Below are 16731 nucleotides of genomic sequence, written 5' to 3'. Positions count from 1 at the left end.
GTCTTTTCAATTTCTTCACCTCACACTAATTAGTAATACTTTAATATTAAAAATAAATATTATATATAACTTGTGTTACTAAAAGGTGAAAAAATGTTACAAAGTGTGCAAAAAATAAAAGATAAAGGCATTGAACACGAACGAAACCTGGTTAATTCCCTTAAAAAGCGTGGTTATATGGCTGCCAGGTTGCAAAGTTCAGGAGTAAGTTTACCTGATGTAATAGCTGGGGATTCTGAAACTAATTTTGTTTTTGAAGTCAAGTCTACGAGAACAAATAACATAAAGATTTATAAAAGGCAGATACACACTTTAAACAATTTTGCCCATAATTTTAATGCAAAGGCATTTATAGCAGTTTTTTTTGTAAATAGAATGATAGATTTTCTGTTTGTAAAACCTAGTGACTTCACTGAGCATGAAAAAATGTATACGATAGATTATAATACTGCTTGCCTAGAAGGAAAAGATTTAGCTGAAATTATAAGCAACGAGTTACAGAAAAAACTTATTTAATATTTTTTTATTTAATTTTGATTGGTGGGCTCCTCACGAATGATTTAGGAAAAATTAATTTTATTTTACCGTTAATAATAATATATCATAACAATAATATTATTAACAAAACTTAGTTGGGAGCATTTCTCAGATGAAGGCAAGTGTGAAAATATCCTCAAAACTATTAGAAGAATTTGATGAAGTAATTCATGACCAGGGATATAAATCAAGATCTAAAGGTATAAGGCATGCATTAAAAGATTATATACTCCGTTACCAGGAGATAAATGAGATTGAAGGTGAAAGAATTGCAATAATAACTGTAATTCAAGATCGTCATTTTGCCGGTGCCATGGAGGATCTTACTAACGTCCAGCAGGACCTCGGGGAATACATCACTGCAGTCATGCATTTTCACACGACCAAAAAACAGTACCTGGAAGTCATTGTTGTGAAAGGTGATGTAAACAACATTCAAGAAATCACAGAGAAAGTTATGAGCCTTAGAGGAGTGGAACACGTTAATATTACACGTACTGAGATTAAAAAAAAATAGAATAGATTTATATTAATTATTTATCTCCAGTTTAAGAATTATATATCAAAGTAATAATCTAAGTGGATGGGGGAAAAGTATGAATGATAAAAAGAAAATTGAAATAATTAATAAAATTATTGATATTGCAGAAAAATATGTTGTACTTTTTCGGGAATCACCTATTTCAAAGCCTGTTAAAGCTAAGGAATTGTGTTTCTATGTTAATAATCGTGAACATTATTATAATCCAATAGTTGGGGATATATTTAGGGATATGGGTTTAAAAAAAAATTTTTCTAGTAATTATGTAAGAGAGTTTATTGATGATTTAATTTCAGATACTTTAAAAATGGGATTTGAAAATGTAAAAACTAACCCCCTAATTATTGATACTTTTGATGATGTTTTCCATGAAGTAACCATATATGTTCCACTTTCAGGAATTAAAATGATTAAAGAGGAGCTAAAGATAGGTAAGATTGTAATTAAAAAAATGACTGATGAAACAGTTGATGGGATAACATCTAATTTAGAGTCACTTCTTCGTCAAAATCCATATTTTTTCCCCAAAGAAAAAGAAGAAGGTATTAAGTTTGTGACGGATTTATATGCTCAATTTAGGGGTAAGGTCTGTGCCGAATTTAAAATGATTGGTGAAGAAGATATAGCATTAAAAGTTGCCAAAGAAGAATGTGAAAGATCTTTAGACTTATTACGGCTTTTAGATATCTATCTACAAAGTAGAGATCATAATATTTGTATCTCTCTTGAAGGTGAAACTGTAAGGGGTTATCAAAATGCAATCATTTTCAAATCAAATTTCAAACATTATAAAATGGCAAATGAATTTAAAGGATCTCCCATTGATCTCGAAATTTCAGATGAATTAATTAAAAAAATGAAATACTTTGGCATATTTATTTTATCAGAAATACTGGAAAAACCTCTAAAAGATTTAACTGATTTTGAAAAAACCTTCTTACTAGGGATACATTGGTTTGCTAACTTTTCAAGCCAAAGAGAGATTGAAAACCAGTATTTAAGTTTAATGATTGCTTTAGAAATATTTTTAACCCCCGGATCTGGAGAACCGATAACTAATTATATTGCTGAAGGTGCTTCAATAATCAATGAGATCGGTATTGAAAACAGGAAAAAACTTAAAAGTAATATTAAAACTTTGTACAGTAAAAGAAGTTCCATTGTTCATGGTAGGTTAGATGATATTTCTACTGAAGATGATGTTAACACTCTAAAAAATATCATTTTGGGTTTAATTTTTTGGATGACTCAAAATTCTCATAGATTTGAGAGTAAAGATGATCTATTAAATTTCATAGAAGATCATAAATTTGCTTGTGATATTTTATCATGATAGAATCCATGGAAGGAGTAGAAATGCATATAACATATCATAGAGGGGAGTATTATGACATTAAAATCTGTATTGGAATCTAAAAATAAGAAGTTATGTTATGTTTTAGAGTCAGTTGCCGAAAAAGCAGAATTATTACTCTCACGAATAGTAATTGACTTTCCACAATATACTTCACATGACATAAAACACTCTGAACTTGTTATAACCAGATTAGATACAATTATCCCTGATAATTTGAAAGAAAAACTAGATGAATATGAAATATTTTTCCTTTTATGTTCCGCATATCTTCATGATGTAGGAATGGCAAATTTAAAGCATATTAAAGATTATTGTGGTGATAATGCGGATATAATACGTGAAAATCATCATAAAAGAACATGCCTTTTTGTTAAGGATTACTTCGGCGAAGCTGGATTGCAAGATGACACACAAGGGTATATTATTGGTAAAATATGCTTGGGGCATAGAAAAGAAGATTTACACGATACTGATTTATTCCCTCCAACTTATGCTTACAAAAATCATAAAATTAATATTCCGTTATTAGCTTCATTGTTAAGGGTTGCTGATGAATTAGATATTACTTTTGAAAGAACTCCCCGACTAATATATGATAATTTTGATATTAGTGATGAAAAAAGTAGGGAGGAATGGCAAAAGCATTTGAAAATACATGGAGTGATTTCTACTAATAATAGTCCATTTATACAATGTAATGCAAGGTGTGAAAACCCTGATATCCATAGAACTCTAAAAATGTTAGAAACGAAAATTAATAATCAATTAAGAGAGTTGCCATACCATATCAAGGAGTATAAATTAACTAAGGAATTACCAAGAGAATTCATTATGATAATCGAAAATGTTGGTTATGAATATCATAATTTCAAATTTTCAGTTGATAATAAATCTATTTTAACCTTATTAATGGGAGAAAACTTGTATGCATCTAAAGATGAATGTATTAGAGAGTTACTTAAAAATTCAATAGATGCATGTAGATTTAGGCAAGAAACTATAAAAAAATCTTACAAGCCTGAAATAACCTTCGAATTGACATCTAATAATGAAAAATTAGTAGTCACAGATAACGGAATGGGTATGAATGAATTAATTATTGAAGAATATTTAACTAAAATTGGAAGGAGTTTTTATAGTTCAGAAGACGTTTCGAATCATGAATTAGGTTTTCATCCATTAAATGAACTGGGTATTGGGTTTTTGTCATGTTTTATGATTGCTGATAAAATAATTATTGATACAAGAACTGAAACTAGCGATCCTTTAAATATAGAAATTGATGATACTTCAGATTATTTTATAGTTAGAAAAAGTAAAAAAGAATCTACTGGCACTGATATAACCCTCTTTTTAAAAGAAAATATTAAGGGAACTTTAAATTTAGGAAAAATTATCAAAAATTACGCACGTTATTTAGAATTTCCAATATATGTAAATTCACATGATAACAATAAAATTAAAATTGAAAAACAAGAATTTAGACCCTGTTCTAATCTTAAAGAAAAGGGTAAATTTATAATAAAACTTGAAGAAGATGATTTTGAAGGTTCCATTTGTTTTGAATATGGAGAAGATTTTTACAGCCATAAAGATATTGTTTTTAATAAATTAAACGATAATAACGTCTTATGCAACCAAGGAATACTTATTAATGATAATATTGATTTAGAACATATCATAATTGGATCTTTATGTAGGTTTGAAATTAACTTGAAAAAAAACTTATTAGATTTGAATATAGCTAGAAATAGAATACAATATAATGATAAGTATGAAGAATTCCTAGATAAATTAGAATCAATAATATTTGACAAAATTAGAAATCTTTTCTTAGATTTAAAAGATACAAAGAAAAAAATCCTTTTCAATACATTTTATATTGGTTGGAAGAAAAATTTTTATAATGAACCATGGAGTAAATTTACTACCATTAACAGCTTTTTTGAAAAATCTAAATGGTTATTTTATGATAAAGAACTAATTGTATTACCCAAAGGCTATTTAAACCTGTTTTTAGATTTTTATAAATTTACGCATATCTCTAGAAAGGGTTTATCTTTTGTAAATACTAAAAAACTTTTAAATAAAAAAGTTATTTATATAAACCTTGATTTAAAAGGGTTTGTTGATAGGAATAGTTTATTAGAATACTTAGAACATTTATTTAAGTCCGTTGATTTAGATGAAGAATTTGTATATATTATTGAACCTAGTTTTATTCCTAAAAATATGTTAGAATCATTTTTAGAGTATATTCCTGAAACATTAGAGAGCATATTGTTACAGAAGTATCAAAACAATTTAACTTTACACGAGATTATATCCCCTTTTGGCGACAAAAAAATCTTTATAGCAAATTCTACTAAATGTAAGGATAACAGACTCATTTTAATTGATTTTGGTCAATATCTCATTATCAACGAAAATAATAAACTTATAAATTTGATTTTAAAAAATCAAGATGACTTAAATAGTGACGAAAAACTAGCTATTGCTGGATTATTTAGCAATACTCGAAACAGTTTTATTGTCAATGAAACGTACAAAACTATAATAGATATGTTCGTATCAAACAAAAAGATTGAAGATAATCCCTCTTCTTATTTACTAGATAAAAAAGAGTTAGATTTTTGTCGAAATAATTATATCTGGAAAAATGAATGAAATCAAAAATAGTTTTATTTTAATTTGTATTATTTTTTAAAGTTTATGATTCAACAACATCTACAGAAACAAATAAACTATTTGTCATAGATGCATTGACGATGAATAAGGTTCCACCTGTTACCTCAGTACTTTAGGATTCTTCCATTCTTTAATTTGATCTAATATTTTTAAGTCGTTATCTAAATTATTCGCTTCTTTTCCAATATTTGTAATCAAAAAATTAAAATCATTTAAATTATTCACTTTAAAATGATAGATGGAATATAAATAGAAATCCAAAAGACAATCCGCAATTAATTTTGATAAGTTTCTATCATCCTGCTGGATACTATCTGTTTCGCCTTCATGAACTAATTTATTCCTTTTTTTATATAGAAAATCTATTCTTTTATTTAATAATTCGTCTTTTTTATAAAATTTGACTATTCTTTTTATTAATCTTAAAAGCTCTTCATCTTTTCTTTTACTTGAACCTTTAATAAGATACTCACTAATTATCCAAAACTTAAAAAAAGAGTACTCCAACTTTTTTTCGGAAGTAGCAAGATAATATAATGAAAAAGCACCATATAATACTTCTAACAATTTGGAATTTTCTATTCCTTTAATTATATCATGAAAATGGTTGCAAATTTTGGAATAACTTCTTATCTCTAAATCTGAATCCAAATCTATTAATGTTAATTCACTCAGTTCTCTTTTAAATTCTTCTGAGTCATCTTCATCTAAGAAAAACTTATATGAAATATCACTTTCATCATCAAACATGAAAGGAGTCCCTGTTTTCACTTTAAAAAACCTAAAATCTATATTTCTACCTTTGCTCCTCCTTAAACGAAAACGATTGCAAATGAATGATAAAAGTCCTAAAAAAGATTCAAACCTAAAATTAGCCCTATTCCATGCATATGTAGAATCTCTTGCATCACAACTTATCTTCAGAACTTTCCCCTGATAACAACTAACTATGTCTAAAATTTTCTCATTACCAGATAGCTTATCATAATCCATAATTTTTTCATTGTAATGATTCTTTTTCTCAATTGATTGTATATCAAACGGTTCCATAATCTTTTCAAAAATATCTAAGGTTTCACACTTATTTTTAACAAATTTTAACCTTTCCCCTGTTAAACCAGATGTTTCTTCACATTTTAACTCTTTAATATTAAGGGGAAATAAAAATGAATATTCTTTCAGATTTAAATTTCTTAAACGATTTATATCATCATTTAAAAGTTCTATAAACTTTTCAAAATAATTATCATCATAATCAATCTTTTTTAGTATATTTAAATATGGAATTGATTCAAAAGAAATTTTTAGATTATTCAACTCATTCTTAAGATTTGTTTTCTCAAATAAATGATTAAAAAGTAAATTTTCAAATTCGTCAAATTGAAGAAATGCTTTTGATTGAAATGTGCCATCATCTTTGCGTGTATCCAAAATATCTCTGATTAATGGATTTAGCTCCTTATATGTTTTTTCACATTTAAACTCAGGATTTAATTCAATCATAGATACACCTTCAATCAAATATTTTTAATAAAGAAATTGTGTGAATTAATCTCAATTTTGAGCCGATTAATATGTTAATTTTAATAATTAGAATCATCTAATCTGTGCATTAATTTACTTGCAACAAAGATTGAATGTGCAGCTGTTTTTTGGGTGATATCTTGATTTTCATGTGCCTTTGGATTTCTGAATGCCTGGATTGAACCAGCAAAAACCAGTCTGTAACCATCTTGAATATTTCTATCAGAAATAGAATTTAAATCAGTTAATTGAATAATAGGCCACTCAGTAATTTGCCCTGTGTTTCTATTCTTGTTATACTTAAAAGCCTTCATCATCAGATCATAACCATCTATTTCATCGCCGGTCTTATTTTTATAAATTATTTTCACACGACTATTAACTTCTTTAAAAGCGGATTCTACAGAATGAGCATAATGTTTATCTTCAAATAATTGTTTAGAGACTTTGATAATATCCTGATGGATCCAAGGCCAAAATCCTGGAAGATAATCGCCGTTATCAAACTTTTCAAGCTCCTCGTTTATGTTGAATCCATCTATTTTTTCACCCCATGATTTTATAATGTTTCTTGCAGTTTCAAAGTCTCCATTTTCCATGTAATAGTTTACTGTATTGTTCAATTTCTCTCGAGTTATTTCATCATTCATCCAAACACCCTAAACAATTTATCAGATTAAACTAGATATTTTGACTTTCACTTTCGTTTTTTACTTTTTGCAAAACATTCTTCAATAAGTCCCTATAACCTTCTATAACAAAATAATCATCTTTTGTTTCTCCTGAAGAACCGCCAATTTTAAAATCGATGATTTGTCGCAAATGTGGATTAGATTTTTTAGTTAAAAACTGAGAAATATTACTTAAATATCTGCCAGTTTGACCTATATTCGATCCAATCCCTTCTTCAAATAACTTAGTTTTAACTTCATCTCTTTTGAAAACCCTATTTTCTGATGAAATAATTTCCAAGAAGACTATAAAACGAGGAATTAGATCAGATTCCCTTTCTAAAGTTTTTATAAGGCGGTTTTCTAGCTTATCCAACTCTTCAGGACCATAATTAGTTTTTTCTAGAGAATAAGAACTTTGGTAGGATTTAGCTTCTTTTTGCTTAATTTCCTTTTTCTCGATGTAATCTTTTGCTTCAGGAAGGGGAATAATCATATCTGTAGTTATGAAGAGTTCTCTATCTTGATCTATATATGGTATGAATCTTACACATTCTATGTCAATTTTATAGTCTCTAAGCCACAATACGGCAGAAACAACATCAGAATGAAATTCTTTCGAGACTAATATTATGCGCTGATTTTCATTGAGTTTATCCATTTCTTCATCAATGAACTCTTCAATGAGTAGTTGTGCTTCGTCTTCATCAGATCCTAAATATTCTGCAAAATATTTGAAGATGTCTTCTACTAAAAAATTAGAACAATATGAAACATACTTTATGGATTGCCATTCTAAATTTCTACCAGAATCATCCCTTTTTAATTCTATGACAACTAAATTTGCTTTTTTATCTATTGCTAATAAATCTAGTCTAATGCCTGATGGGAGAATAAGTTCTTTATTAATAATTAAAAGTTCTTCACCTAGTATTTCTGGTGTTTTCTCGATCCATTCTTCAATATCATATCTTTCTTTCAGATTAAGCTGACTAAAATTTGTTTTTGATAATTTTATTAGGTTTTTATTTTCAATATCTACTTTATACACCAAATCCCCCCTAAAAGCTTGAATGCGTATTTAAAATCTTATTTAATTGTTATCAATAATATTTTTTTTGATTTCTGTTTTGAAATGTTGTCGTACTTGTTCATCATTCCATCCATGATAATCCTTAAAGAACTGCCAATAATTACCCTTCTTTTGACACCCATAGCAATAATAACCCTTTTTATGTACACGAAATGATGGTTTTTTATCATCATGATCCTGAAAAGGACAACTATACATCACATACTCTTTATTTGGATATTCTCTTACAGGTTTTCCTAGAATGGACTTAAAGAATGCCCTATGATCATGAACACCTTTAAAATTCTTAGAACCACCTAATCTGGCCTTATTTGTAGTTCTATTGGCACTTTTTACCCTGGAATTGTATGTTTCAACCAGATCTATCTTTTGAAGATGTTTATGAAAATCAGTCTGGAAATCTACCCGATCAAAGTCTTCAATGTGTGGATGCAGTGATTTCATTATTATTTCATCATAATCATCTTCAATTGAGAATGGGACCACAGTAAGTCCAGTGAGTTGATGTTTACTGTAGGGTATTCTGGAAAGTCTCGCCTGGGCATCTTGAGCAACAGATAAGTCCATGGTTTGTTGATTATATGATTTTTTAACGTTTTCGGCAAACCATGAAACAGCTAGGTTAAGGTTTTTAAATCCAGTGGCCTTAAAAAAAGTGTATGCATGGCATCCTTTGCAACCACTGAAAAAAAGGGCAGGGTATTTACCAAAAGTCTCTTTAAACTTAACTGAAAAATATTTAGCTTCATCAATGGCCTGTTCTGCAATTTTCTCATTGGTGATCAGATCCTGCAGCTGGTCCTTCAATTCATCCTGCCTGGACTTTTCATGTTTCAAGCCAAGGCTTCTCAAACTGGTAAGTTCATTTTTGATTTTTTTAACTTCATGATTGCTTACATCAAAGTCAAGGAAGACCCTGTCAAACACCATCTTCTCTGAACTATTTCTTTTTAAGTTACCCCTGCTCCCATGATCATAAGTATGAATAAGACATGGATGATTACCACTGTTATGGTGCACATGAAGGTACAAACTTTTAGGAGTTTCTACATTAAATTGGATCCTGAATTTAATTTTTTCAAAATAAGTTGGTCTCCTGAAGTGCCTGTAAAAAATAGGACCATAAAAAGACTCAAAGAAAGACTGGATACCCCTCATTTTCCAGCCTCACCATTATTGTAGTGTTTTTTCAGGTTTTTCTCAGCAATAATCTTGTCAATTTTTTGGAGCTCAGCATAAACTTTATCGGTGCAGGTGACGGCCCCACCTAAATAAGATTCTAGAAGATATCCTTGATAAATCAAGTTCTCAACGTACAATATGACTTGTAATTTGACAACTCCACCCATGTTGGTACTTAATTGATTAATTAGCTTTTCAGTTGTAATTTTAGATGTTGGGCTTTTACAGGTGTCTGCAGCTTGTATTAAATGTAGTAAAATGAATTTTTTAAACTCTGGTTTGTGTTTATCCCATTTCAGTAGGTGATTGGGTTTTAATGGTTTGTGTGGACATCTTTTGGGAAGTTGGGAAAGCTTGGTCTGGTGTTTTATGACAGCCATCCATGGCCCTCCATATCGTTTATGGTTTTTTGGATCTCAACTGCCTGGAACCTGGTTTTAAGTTCGTTGATAAGTGAACCGATGGTGTGTTTACGGAAACTTGCCAGTTCAGTGAGTATTGCTTTTTCAATATTAGTCAGGTTTCTGTAGTCAATCTCAACGTTTGGGGACTGTTTCACTAGTTTTTCACGTTCATTATTTCTACTTTCACTTTTCAGAATTTCTGAGTTATTTTCAGGGGTTTTATTGCATTCTATGCTCGTATTTTGGTAAATTCCAAATTCCTCAGAATGTATAGGAGTTTGTTTATACACCACTTTGTTGGGGGCTGTGGGGTTGAAGTGTGGTAGGTATATGTAATCCCCTACTTGGTGGGAGGAATTTGGAATTTGTTCTTTTATGAATGTTTCTTCCTTATTTTTAATATCAGACCAGTCTATATTTCCGATGGCTAAAAGTAGATTTTTATATTCCCTGGCTCCAGTTTTTATGTATACTTTGGCCTTGCCCTTAATTTCCATATTTCTCTTAGTTTCGCTGTCATGGTAGATGTAGCCGTTATCCTCAAAAAAGTTCAAGATCTGCCATGCATATTTAGATGATTTTTTGAGTTTTTTCTGCAAGGTTTTAGTAGTGACATATCCGTTTTCATCAATTAACTCATAAATTACAGGTAGGGCTTCTATTAACCTTTTATCAAAACCAGTGAGCGTGGCTTCTAGTATAGGACCACCTAAAATAATGGCATGTGCCAGGTCTGCCCATGATGCAACTAGTACAGGCTCATCATTTAATTTTGCATTGCAGCGCTGAAACTGGAATAATAGGGCACTCTCTTTTATGAGTTGCATGAGTTTTTTAGAGTCCCGGCGGGCTCGGGGGTTGGATGTGGGAAATATTTCAAGGAGATCAGATTCATAGGGAATTAAAACCGTGAATATTTTTAACAGATTATATGAGTCCTTAAGATCCATGTATTTGGTGTTAAAATCCATTTCACCCTTAATTTCCTGAAGTTTCTTCTCTGTTGATTTGAAATTCTCCTCCAGGATCCTTTTAGTCTGTTCCTCACTATCATCAACTGGTATTATGAAGTTCCTGCTGGCAAACTCAGGATCCAGTTCAATTGCAGTGGTGGTTGTTACTAGTGTTTTCACCGGTATGGTGGTCTGTTGAACCTCGAATTCGCCTGTTTTTGGGTTTTTTATTGTGGTTTCTGCGATAAATCCACCGTCATCTGCTGACATTAGCCGGGTTTCCTTATTTTTGAACTCTTCCTCCAGGGTCTCCTGAATATATAGGATGTCAATATTTCCCAGATCTTCAGCATACTTTAGGGCGGTGTCAGAAAGACTACCCACCTTCTTGGTACGGTGCAATCCTGTTACCACATTGGCAGTGTTGGTTTTACCAATTGAAGAAGCACCTTTTAAGGTGTTGATAGTTGATAAGCCTAATCTGGCACCTACGCAGTTAAAATTAAGAGTATGCTTTGATTCCACCTCACCTATGATAAAACCGTCATCGGGGGATCTTTCATAAAGGGCTTCATCTATAAAACTTAAAAGGTCCGGTTTTTTCAGGATTTCAATCAGTTCTTTCTTCTTTTCTTCAGAAATTTCATCACTCTTGTCATGGTCTTCAAGTGTATCAGCTCCATCTTCAGGATTTTCTTCATACTCTGGAGATAAAGAATGCCTATTTTCACCAATAAAGATTCCTACTTTCTCTAAATATTCTGAGATTTCAGTTTTTTCAATACCGGTCCTGTTGTGTAAATATTTCACCAGGGACTGGTCCCGGTTTTTGTTTTCCACATCAAGGCCATTTCTATTGGAAAGCATACGGTGAAATTTTTGAGGTTTAGAGTCCCTGAATTCCAGCCATTGAACAAAATAAGAGCCTTTTTTCTGTTCTTCACATATCCAATACTCACAATCATTAAACTCTTTAAAAATAAGGCTGAACCCATCAACTAAAATTTGAACTGGTTTTTCTCTGAAGTGTGGAATGGGTGGTTTTTCCAGCTTCTCGGGAAGTGTGACCATGGACGGATCTGCATCCGGTAAGTATTTATTATTTGAAAATAAAGTATTACTTAGAGGGGTTCCACCAAAATCCCCCTTCTCCCTTTCTTCTGACATTTAAAAACTCCTAAACAGCTTCATCCTCTTCTAATTTAACACCCGAAAGCTTTAAGTACTCTTTAATCTTCTTAACAGGTACTGGGGGGTTTTCATGGTCTTTGTAAGTCTGGTAGATATCTTTTAATTTGTCATTCAATCCACTCATACAAATCACCTTTTAAGCTCCTTTCGTATGGCATTTCTAACAAATTCGCTTACACTATTGGATTCGCCTTTTTTTATTTTCTCTTGAATCTCTGTCAAGTCTTCTAAGTCCATAGACACGCATTTTGCAACCATCATTTATCAATCACCTCTTTTTGTAGTATAATTTAGTATAAAAGTAATACCTAATAAATATTACTAATAGTTATTAATATAATAAAAAAATTTTGTTATTAATAAAAAAATGTGAAAATTTAAAAATAAATTTATAAGAAAAAAAGTTTACCTTTTATTTAATTCATTCTGAACTGCCTTATCTTGAACAATCCCTTCAAGAATCTCTAATCTATTCTCTAATATTTTATAATCCTTGTCTTTCTCCCGTAACTCTTTTAGAAGCTGATCATATCCTTCAGTGGTTACAGGTTTAAATTTAATATCTTGAGTTATTGTTAAATGATCTACAACTTGCTTATATTCCTCTTTTACTGCTTCAGGATCTGCCTTGAAATATGCTTCTGTGGTACTGTCCACACTATGACCCATTAACCACCTTGTGTATAAGTGAGGGAATCTATTTCTTTCAAGAGTGGTTGAAAAAAACTTTCTAAGTAAATGAGGTCTAACCGTTAAATTACCATTAGCTCTCTTTAGTCCTGCCCTTTGATTAATTCGTTTGAACATTTGAGAAAGATTATCAGGGTTTATTGGATGATTATCGAGCCTAAAGAAAGTATCTTCAGGTTTTGGAATATAATTTGGGTGCCCCCTATAAAGCTCTTTCAAATACCGTAGAATATAATCAGAAGTTTCTGGACTGCTGAAGGTAAAATAGTATTTACCTGTTTTAACCCGTTTTAATTTCCAATAAAGAATAAGATTATCCACTTCAACCTTTTTAATGAGTTCATTTAATGTTTTAGGAGATATATCTAATGGAATAGCATCATAATAATGTTTGAATGTTAATGAAGCTATTTCCGATCTAGACATTCCTGAAGATAGCATTAATAAAATAATAGCCCGATATGTGGTTTTTGAGTGATCAAGACTTCTCTTAATATCATCTTTAGTTGGAAGATCTTCAATATTTTCCTGTTTTTTGTCGCTACGTGATTTTCTCCAGTGAGACTTAGGTAATTGTATGTCAAACTCACCATAAAATGTTCTGACTAGACCTACTTGATGATTAGTGTAGTAACTTGAAAGATCTCCCTGGTTTAGGTGTTCTTTAAATCCAGATAAATATTTCGTGATTTTTCTCTTTCTTAAACGCGGAACAGTATCCTCCTCATCTTCGGCTTCGGTAATTAAATTATCCAAAGACATTTCTGTGAAATCTGTGTATTTTTCTAGTGCTAATCTATACAATTTAACCGAAGGTGACGCAAGATTCCTAACTAGGCAAAAATCTTTAAAAAGAGGATCATTTTCCACTTTCATAAAAAATAGTATATTGATTAAGTAATATAAATGGTACGGTTTGTATTATTGAACGTTGGTTTCATAGTATCTTTCCGTGTCCTTTTGTGGACTTAATTCATTATAGTTCTTATTTAGAATTTACATTAACCTAATCTCAATCATCTAAAATATCTTCTAACATATTTTCTCTATTCTAATATTTTAATTCTTATAAATTAAGAAAATTTAATTAAATTAACCCCCCCAAAAAAAATTATAGGAAATTAGTTGTACCCCATTTCAGCACTTCTTTTCATGCGAAAATAACACCTTCAATCAATAATTTACTTTTTTAATGAATTAAGCGGCCTTATAAACAGAGAAGTTAGAAATTCAGCAAGAAAATCAACCCCTCAACTCAAAAGCAAGTTTTAATTTCTCCTAAGTGTTTCCTTATAGAACCGATGAAGTATACCGTTCATGGGTTTTTATTTAAGTGAATTTTTCCTAATTAAAGGTTTATCATAACTATTGTGTGCTATAAATCTATTCCGACTTTTATTATTATTTAATTGAGAATAATGGAATTTTGAGTGGGTTGAATTAATTATTCAATACCAATATTCTGACCATTGACCTCTATGAACATTCCTTGGGAAAAATTCCCCCTAATAACACCTCCAAACTGTTCGTTTATTAAAATTTATATAAATTGTTATACAAAAATAATAAACAGTTATATTATTTAGGAGGGAAAAATATGAAAAACCAAGTTAAGGGACAAGTACTCCAAACCATTGCCACACTAATCACCACCGCGTTTGGTTTAATAGCAGCTTTGGCATGGAACGAAGCAATTAAGGCAATTATATTACAGTTTTTACCAAAAGGAAGCGATTTAACAGGTTTACTAATATACGCAGTTTTGATTACAATCATAGCCGTAGTTGCAACCATACTAATTGGTAGAGCCATAGCCCAACCAGAAGAAATTCAGCTGGTTAAAATCGTGGATGAATAGCTGGTCAAAAATCATTGCTAATCCCTAGAAACTGAATCCTTAAAAAAATTGGAACCAGCATATAACAAAAATATATCCATTTTTCCAATTTATATTTTTTAGTTTTACGGATTTAAATTATGAATTTTTTAGAAACAATAAGAATTTGGGAAAATATTATAGAAAAAATTAGAATTTAAGGATAAAAAAAGTTATTTTTAGTTATTCTGCTTTAACCACAGTGGTTCCGGCAAACTGATCCAAGTATCTTTTTCTGGTCCCGGTTTCACCACGGGAAAATCCTATTGCAATATCCACCACCAGGGGGATCCACAGGAATTTAGAGATATTACGCAGGAATGCCTTTTTGTAGTTCATAGTCCCATCAACTGCATGTACTTTTAATTTAAACAAACCCTTACCCAGGGTAGTGGACCATTTACCCTCCATTACTGTGAAGTATAATAGGATCAGAACACCCCATAGAATGACCCAATAGTTCAAAATTGAGTATAGATTAACCCAAGCTATTAGCGGGTAAAGAATAGCAGTCACAACCCACATAAGCAGAGTGATGAAAATCGCATCAACTATTAAAGCAGCCAGTCTTTCACCCCAAAATTCCTGCATTCTAGATCACCTATTTATAATTATACTTCAAGGGTTTTTTCAATTAATTGATTCAAACTGATATTCCATCTCTAAATTACAGAGATATTTTATTAATCCCAGAGATTCACTTTTTTACCTGAAAGATTTTTTTTCAATAGTTAATTGTTGGGTGTATTCATGATAGTTATTTACTTTCTTATTCCCAATGAATGAATAATATTAACAGACTCTGGGCACTGGATCAGCAATGGGTGCTTCCAGTATCCGTTTTCCACCCATCATTGTTTCCAGGATCACATGTTTGTCCGTTGTTACCTCACCAATAATCTGGGCCTCCACACCATACTTGTTTTTGCGGATGGCTTCCAGGATTTCATCAGCTTTTTCAGGGGCCACTCCCATGATCACTTTACCCTCATTGGCCACTTCGTAAGGGTCAATTCCCAGCATCTCTGATGCGGCGTGAACTTCCCTTTTAATGGGTATCTTCTCTTCATCCAGGAACATTCCCACACCGGACTTGGAGGCCATCTCATTGAGGGCGTTGGCTATTCCCCCACGGGTTGGGTCTTTCATGGCGTGAACTCCGCCAATATCCAGGGCTGCTCCCACCATGCCCCAGACTGGAGCTACGTCTGATTTCAGGTCGGTTTCAAAGCCAAACCCTTCACGGTAGCTCATCAGGGATATTCCATGGTCTCCCACACTACCAGTGAGTATGACCTTATCTCCCACTTTTAATCCGGAGTCACGGGTGATGGCACCTTTAGGGGCAATACCAATTCCCGTGGTGGAGATGATCATTTTATCCAGTTTATCATTCTCCATTACCTTGGTGTCCCCGGTTACGATGGCTACACCGGTTTCTTGACATACTTCATCCATGGATTTGATGATAAGTTCCAGTTCATCCACATTGAATCCTTCACTGATTACCATTGCGTTGGCTATAGCCAGGGGACGGGCCCCCATTACCGCAACATCATTGACTGTACCGGCCATTGAGATTCTACCAATATCTCCTCCCGGGAAAAATAATGGGTCAATGGTGTGGCTGTCGGTGCTGATTACAATTTCATGTTCACCCAGGGGAATGGTGGCCCCATCATCCAGGTCTTCCAGACCCACTCCACCATTCACGGTCTTGTTCTTAAGGTTTCCCAGTATTATATCTGAAATGAGGTCCTGCATTATCTCTCCGCCAGCCCCATGTGACATTCCGATTTTCATTGATTCACCCTTGCTCGGTTTAATACTAAATAATTAAAGCTATTTTAAGCCATTCTAAAAGCATCTAATGCGAATAGAATTGGAATTATTCTAGTAGAGAGTTGGGAGGTTAGCCTATTTAAATATACCCCTTTATTCAAAGGCCCCCTAGAGTCATTTAGTGAGTCTTAAATGGAAAAAGAATGAAATTTCACGGATTAAGAGTGAAATATTACCATTTA

General features: G+C 31.8%; 16 protein-coding genes. 5 read left to right on the top strand and 11 right to left on the bottom strand.

The features are described from left to right. The first annotated feature begins 93 nt into the window (after window positions 1-93). The 4 genes from hjc (at window position 94) to BK009_RS01030 (ending at window position 5102) form a co-directional block, all read left to right on the top strand. Entirely contained in the window at window positions 94-516 is a 423-nt protein-coding gene (gene hjc / locus BK009_RS01045) for a Holliday junction resolvase Hjc (RefSeq protein ID WP_100908796.1), read from the top strand. Window positions 517-649: 133 nt separating this feature from the next. Then, window positions 650-1054: a ribbon-helix-helix protein, CopG family gene (locus BK009_RS01040; RefSeq protein ID WP_100908795.1), complete on the top strand. Its 405-nt coding sequence runs from the start codon at window positions 650-652 to the stop codon at window positions 1052-1054. Window positions 1055-1133: 79 nt separating this feature from the next. Beyond that, a complete protein-coding gene (locus BK009_RS01035; RefSeq protein WP_100908794.1) occupies window positions 1134-2411 on the top strand; it encodes a HEPN domain-containing protein in 1278 nt (425 codons plus the stop codon). Between the two features lie 54 nt (window positions 2412-2465). Continuing rightward, complete coding sequence (locus BK009_RS01030) at window positions 2466-5102, top strand: HD domain-containing protein (RefSeq protein ID WP_100908793.1); 2637 nt, start codon at window positions 2466-2468, stop codon at window positions 5100-5102. A gap of 120 nt (window positions 5103-5222) precedes the next feature. Here the strand turns inward: BK009_RS01030 and BK009_RS01025 are convergent, their stop codons facing one another. The 9 genes from BK009_RS01025 to BK009_RS00990 all read right to left on the bottom strand — a co-directional run bounded on the left by BK009_RS01025 (window position 5223) and on the right by BK009_RS00990 (window position 13707). Continuing rightward, window positions 5223-6626, bottom strand: a complete 1404-nt coding sequence (locus BK009_RS01025; RefSeq protein WP_100908792.1) for a HEPN domain-containing protein — start codon at window positions 6624-6626, stop codon at window positions 5223-5225. Window positions 6627-6706: 80 nt separating this feature from the next. Beyond that, complete coding sequence (locus tag BK009_RS01020; RefSeq protein ID WP_100908791.1) at window positions 6707-7297, bottom strand: TIGR02391 family protein; 591 nt, start codon at window positions 7295-7297, stop codon at window positions 6707-6709. A 31-nt stretch (window positions 7298-7328) separates the two neighbouring features. Beyond that, window positions 7329-8369: an endonuclease NucS domain-containing protein gene (locus tag BK009_RS01015; protein ID WP_100908790.1), complete on the bottom strand. Its 1041-nt coding sequence runs from the start codon at window positions 8367-8369 to the stop codon at window positions 7329-7331. Between the two features lie 42 nt (window positions 8370-8411). Then, window positions 8412-9569, bottom strand: coding sequence for a CHC2 zinc finger domain-containing protein (locus BK009_RS12530; RefSeq protein ID WP_211290138.1), 1158 nt, complete (start codon window positions 9567-9569; stop codon window positions 8412-8414). After that, window positions 9566-9973 carry a hypothetical protein gene (locus BK009_RS01005; RefSeq protein ID WP_100908789.1) on the bottom strand — a complete coding sequence of 136 codons (408 nt, stop codon included), beginning with the start codon at window positions 9971-9973 and terminating at the stop codon, window positions 9566-9568. The genes BK009_RS12530 and BK009_RS01005 overlap by 4 nt, the downstream gene beginning before the upstream one ends. Next, window positions 9961-12117, bottom strand: coding sequence for a hypothetical protein (locus tag BK009_RS01000; RefSeq protein WP_100908788.1), 2157 nt, complete (start codon window positions 12115-12117; stop codon window positions 9961-9963). Before BK009_RS01000 ends, BK009_RS01005 begins: the two co-directional genes overlap by 13 nt. Before the next feature lie 10 nt (window positions 12118-12127). Beyond that, window positions 12128-12265: a hypothetical protein gene (locus BK009_RS12295; protein WP_157809676.1), complete on the bottom strand. Its 138-nt coding sequence runs from the start codon at window positions 12263-12265 to the stop codon at window positions 12128-12130. A 5-nt stretch (window positions 12266-12270) separates the two neighbouring features. After that, window positions 12271-12402, bottom strand: a complete 132-nt coding sequence (locus BK009_RS00995) for a ribbon-helix-helix protein, CopG family (RefSeq protein WP_100908787.1) — start codon at window positions 12400-12402, stop codon at window positions 12271-12273. A 144-nt stretch (window positions 12403-12546) separates the two neighbouring features. Further along, a complete protein-coding gene (locus tag BK009_RS00990; protein ID WP_100908786.1) occupies window positions 12547-13707 on the bottom strand; it encodes a tyrosine-type recombinase/integrase in 1161 nt (386 codons plus the stop codon). A 721-nt stretch (window positions 13708-14428) separates the two neighbouring features. Here BK009_RS00990 and BK009_RS00985 point away from each other — a divergent pair. After that, window positions 14429-14689 carry a DUF5654 family protein gene (locus BK009_RS00985; RefSeq protein WP_100904592.1) on the top strand — a complete coding sequence of 87 codons (261 nt, stop codon included), beginning with the start codon at window positions 14429-14431 and terminating at the stop codon, window positions 14687-14689. A gap of 201 nt (window positions 14690-14890) precedes the next feature. Here the strand turns inward: BK009_RS00985 and BK009_RS00980 are convergent, their stop codons facing one another. Further along, window positions 14891-15298, bottom strand: a complete 408-nt coding sequence (locus BK009_RS00980) for an RDD family protein (protein WP_100904593.1) — start codon at window positions 15296-15298, stop codon at window positions 14891-14893. 201 nt (window positions 15299-15499) lie between these two features. Then, window positions 15500-16510, bottom strand: coding sequence for a hydrogenase expression/formation protein HypE (gene hypE, locus BK009_RS00975; protein ID WP_100904594.1), 1011 nt, complete (start codon window positions 16508-16510; stop codon window positions 15500-15502). Between the last annotated feature and the right edge of the window lie 221 nt (window positions 16511-16731).

The organism is Methanobacterium subterraneum (genome assembly GCF_002813695.1).
Lineage (GTDB): Archaea > Methanobacteriota > Methanobacteria > Methanobacteriales > Methanobacteriaceae > Methanobacterium > Methanobacterium subterraneum.
Note: the sequence above shows the minus strand (reverse complement) of the source record. Positions and strands in the feature narration are given on the sequence as shown.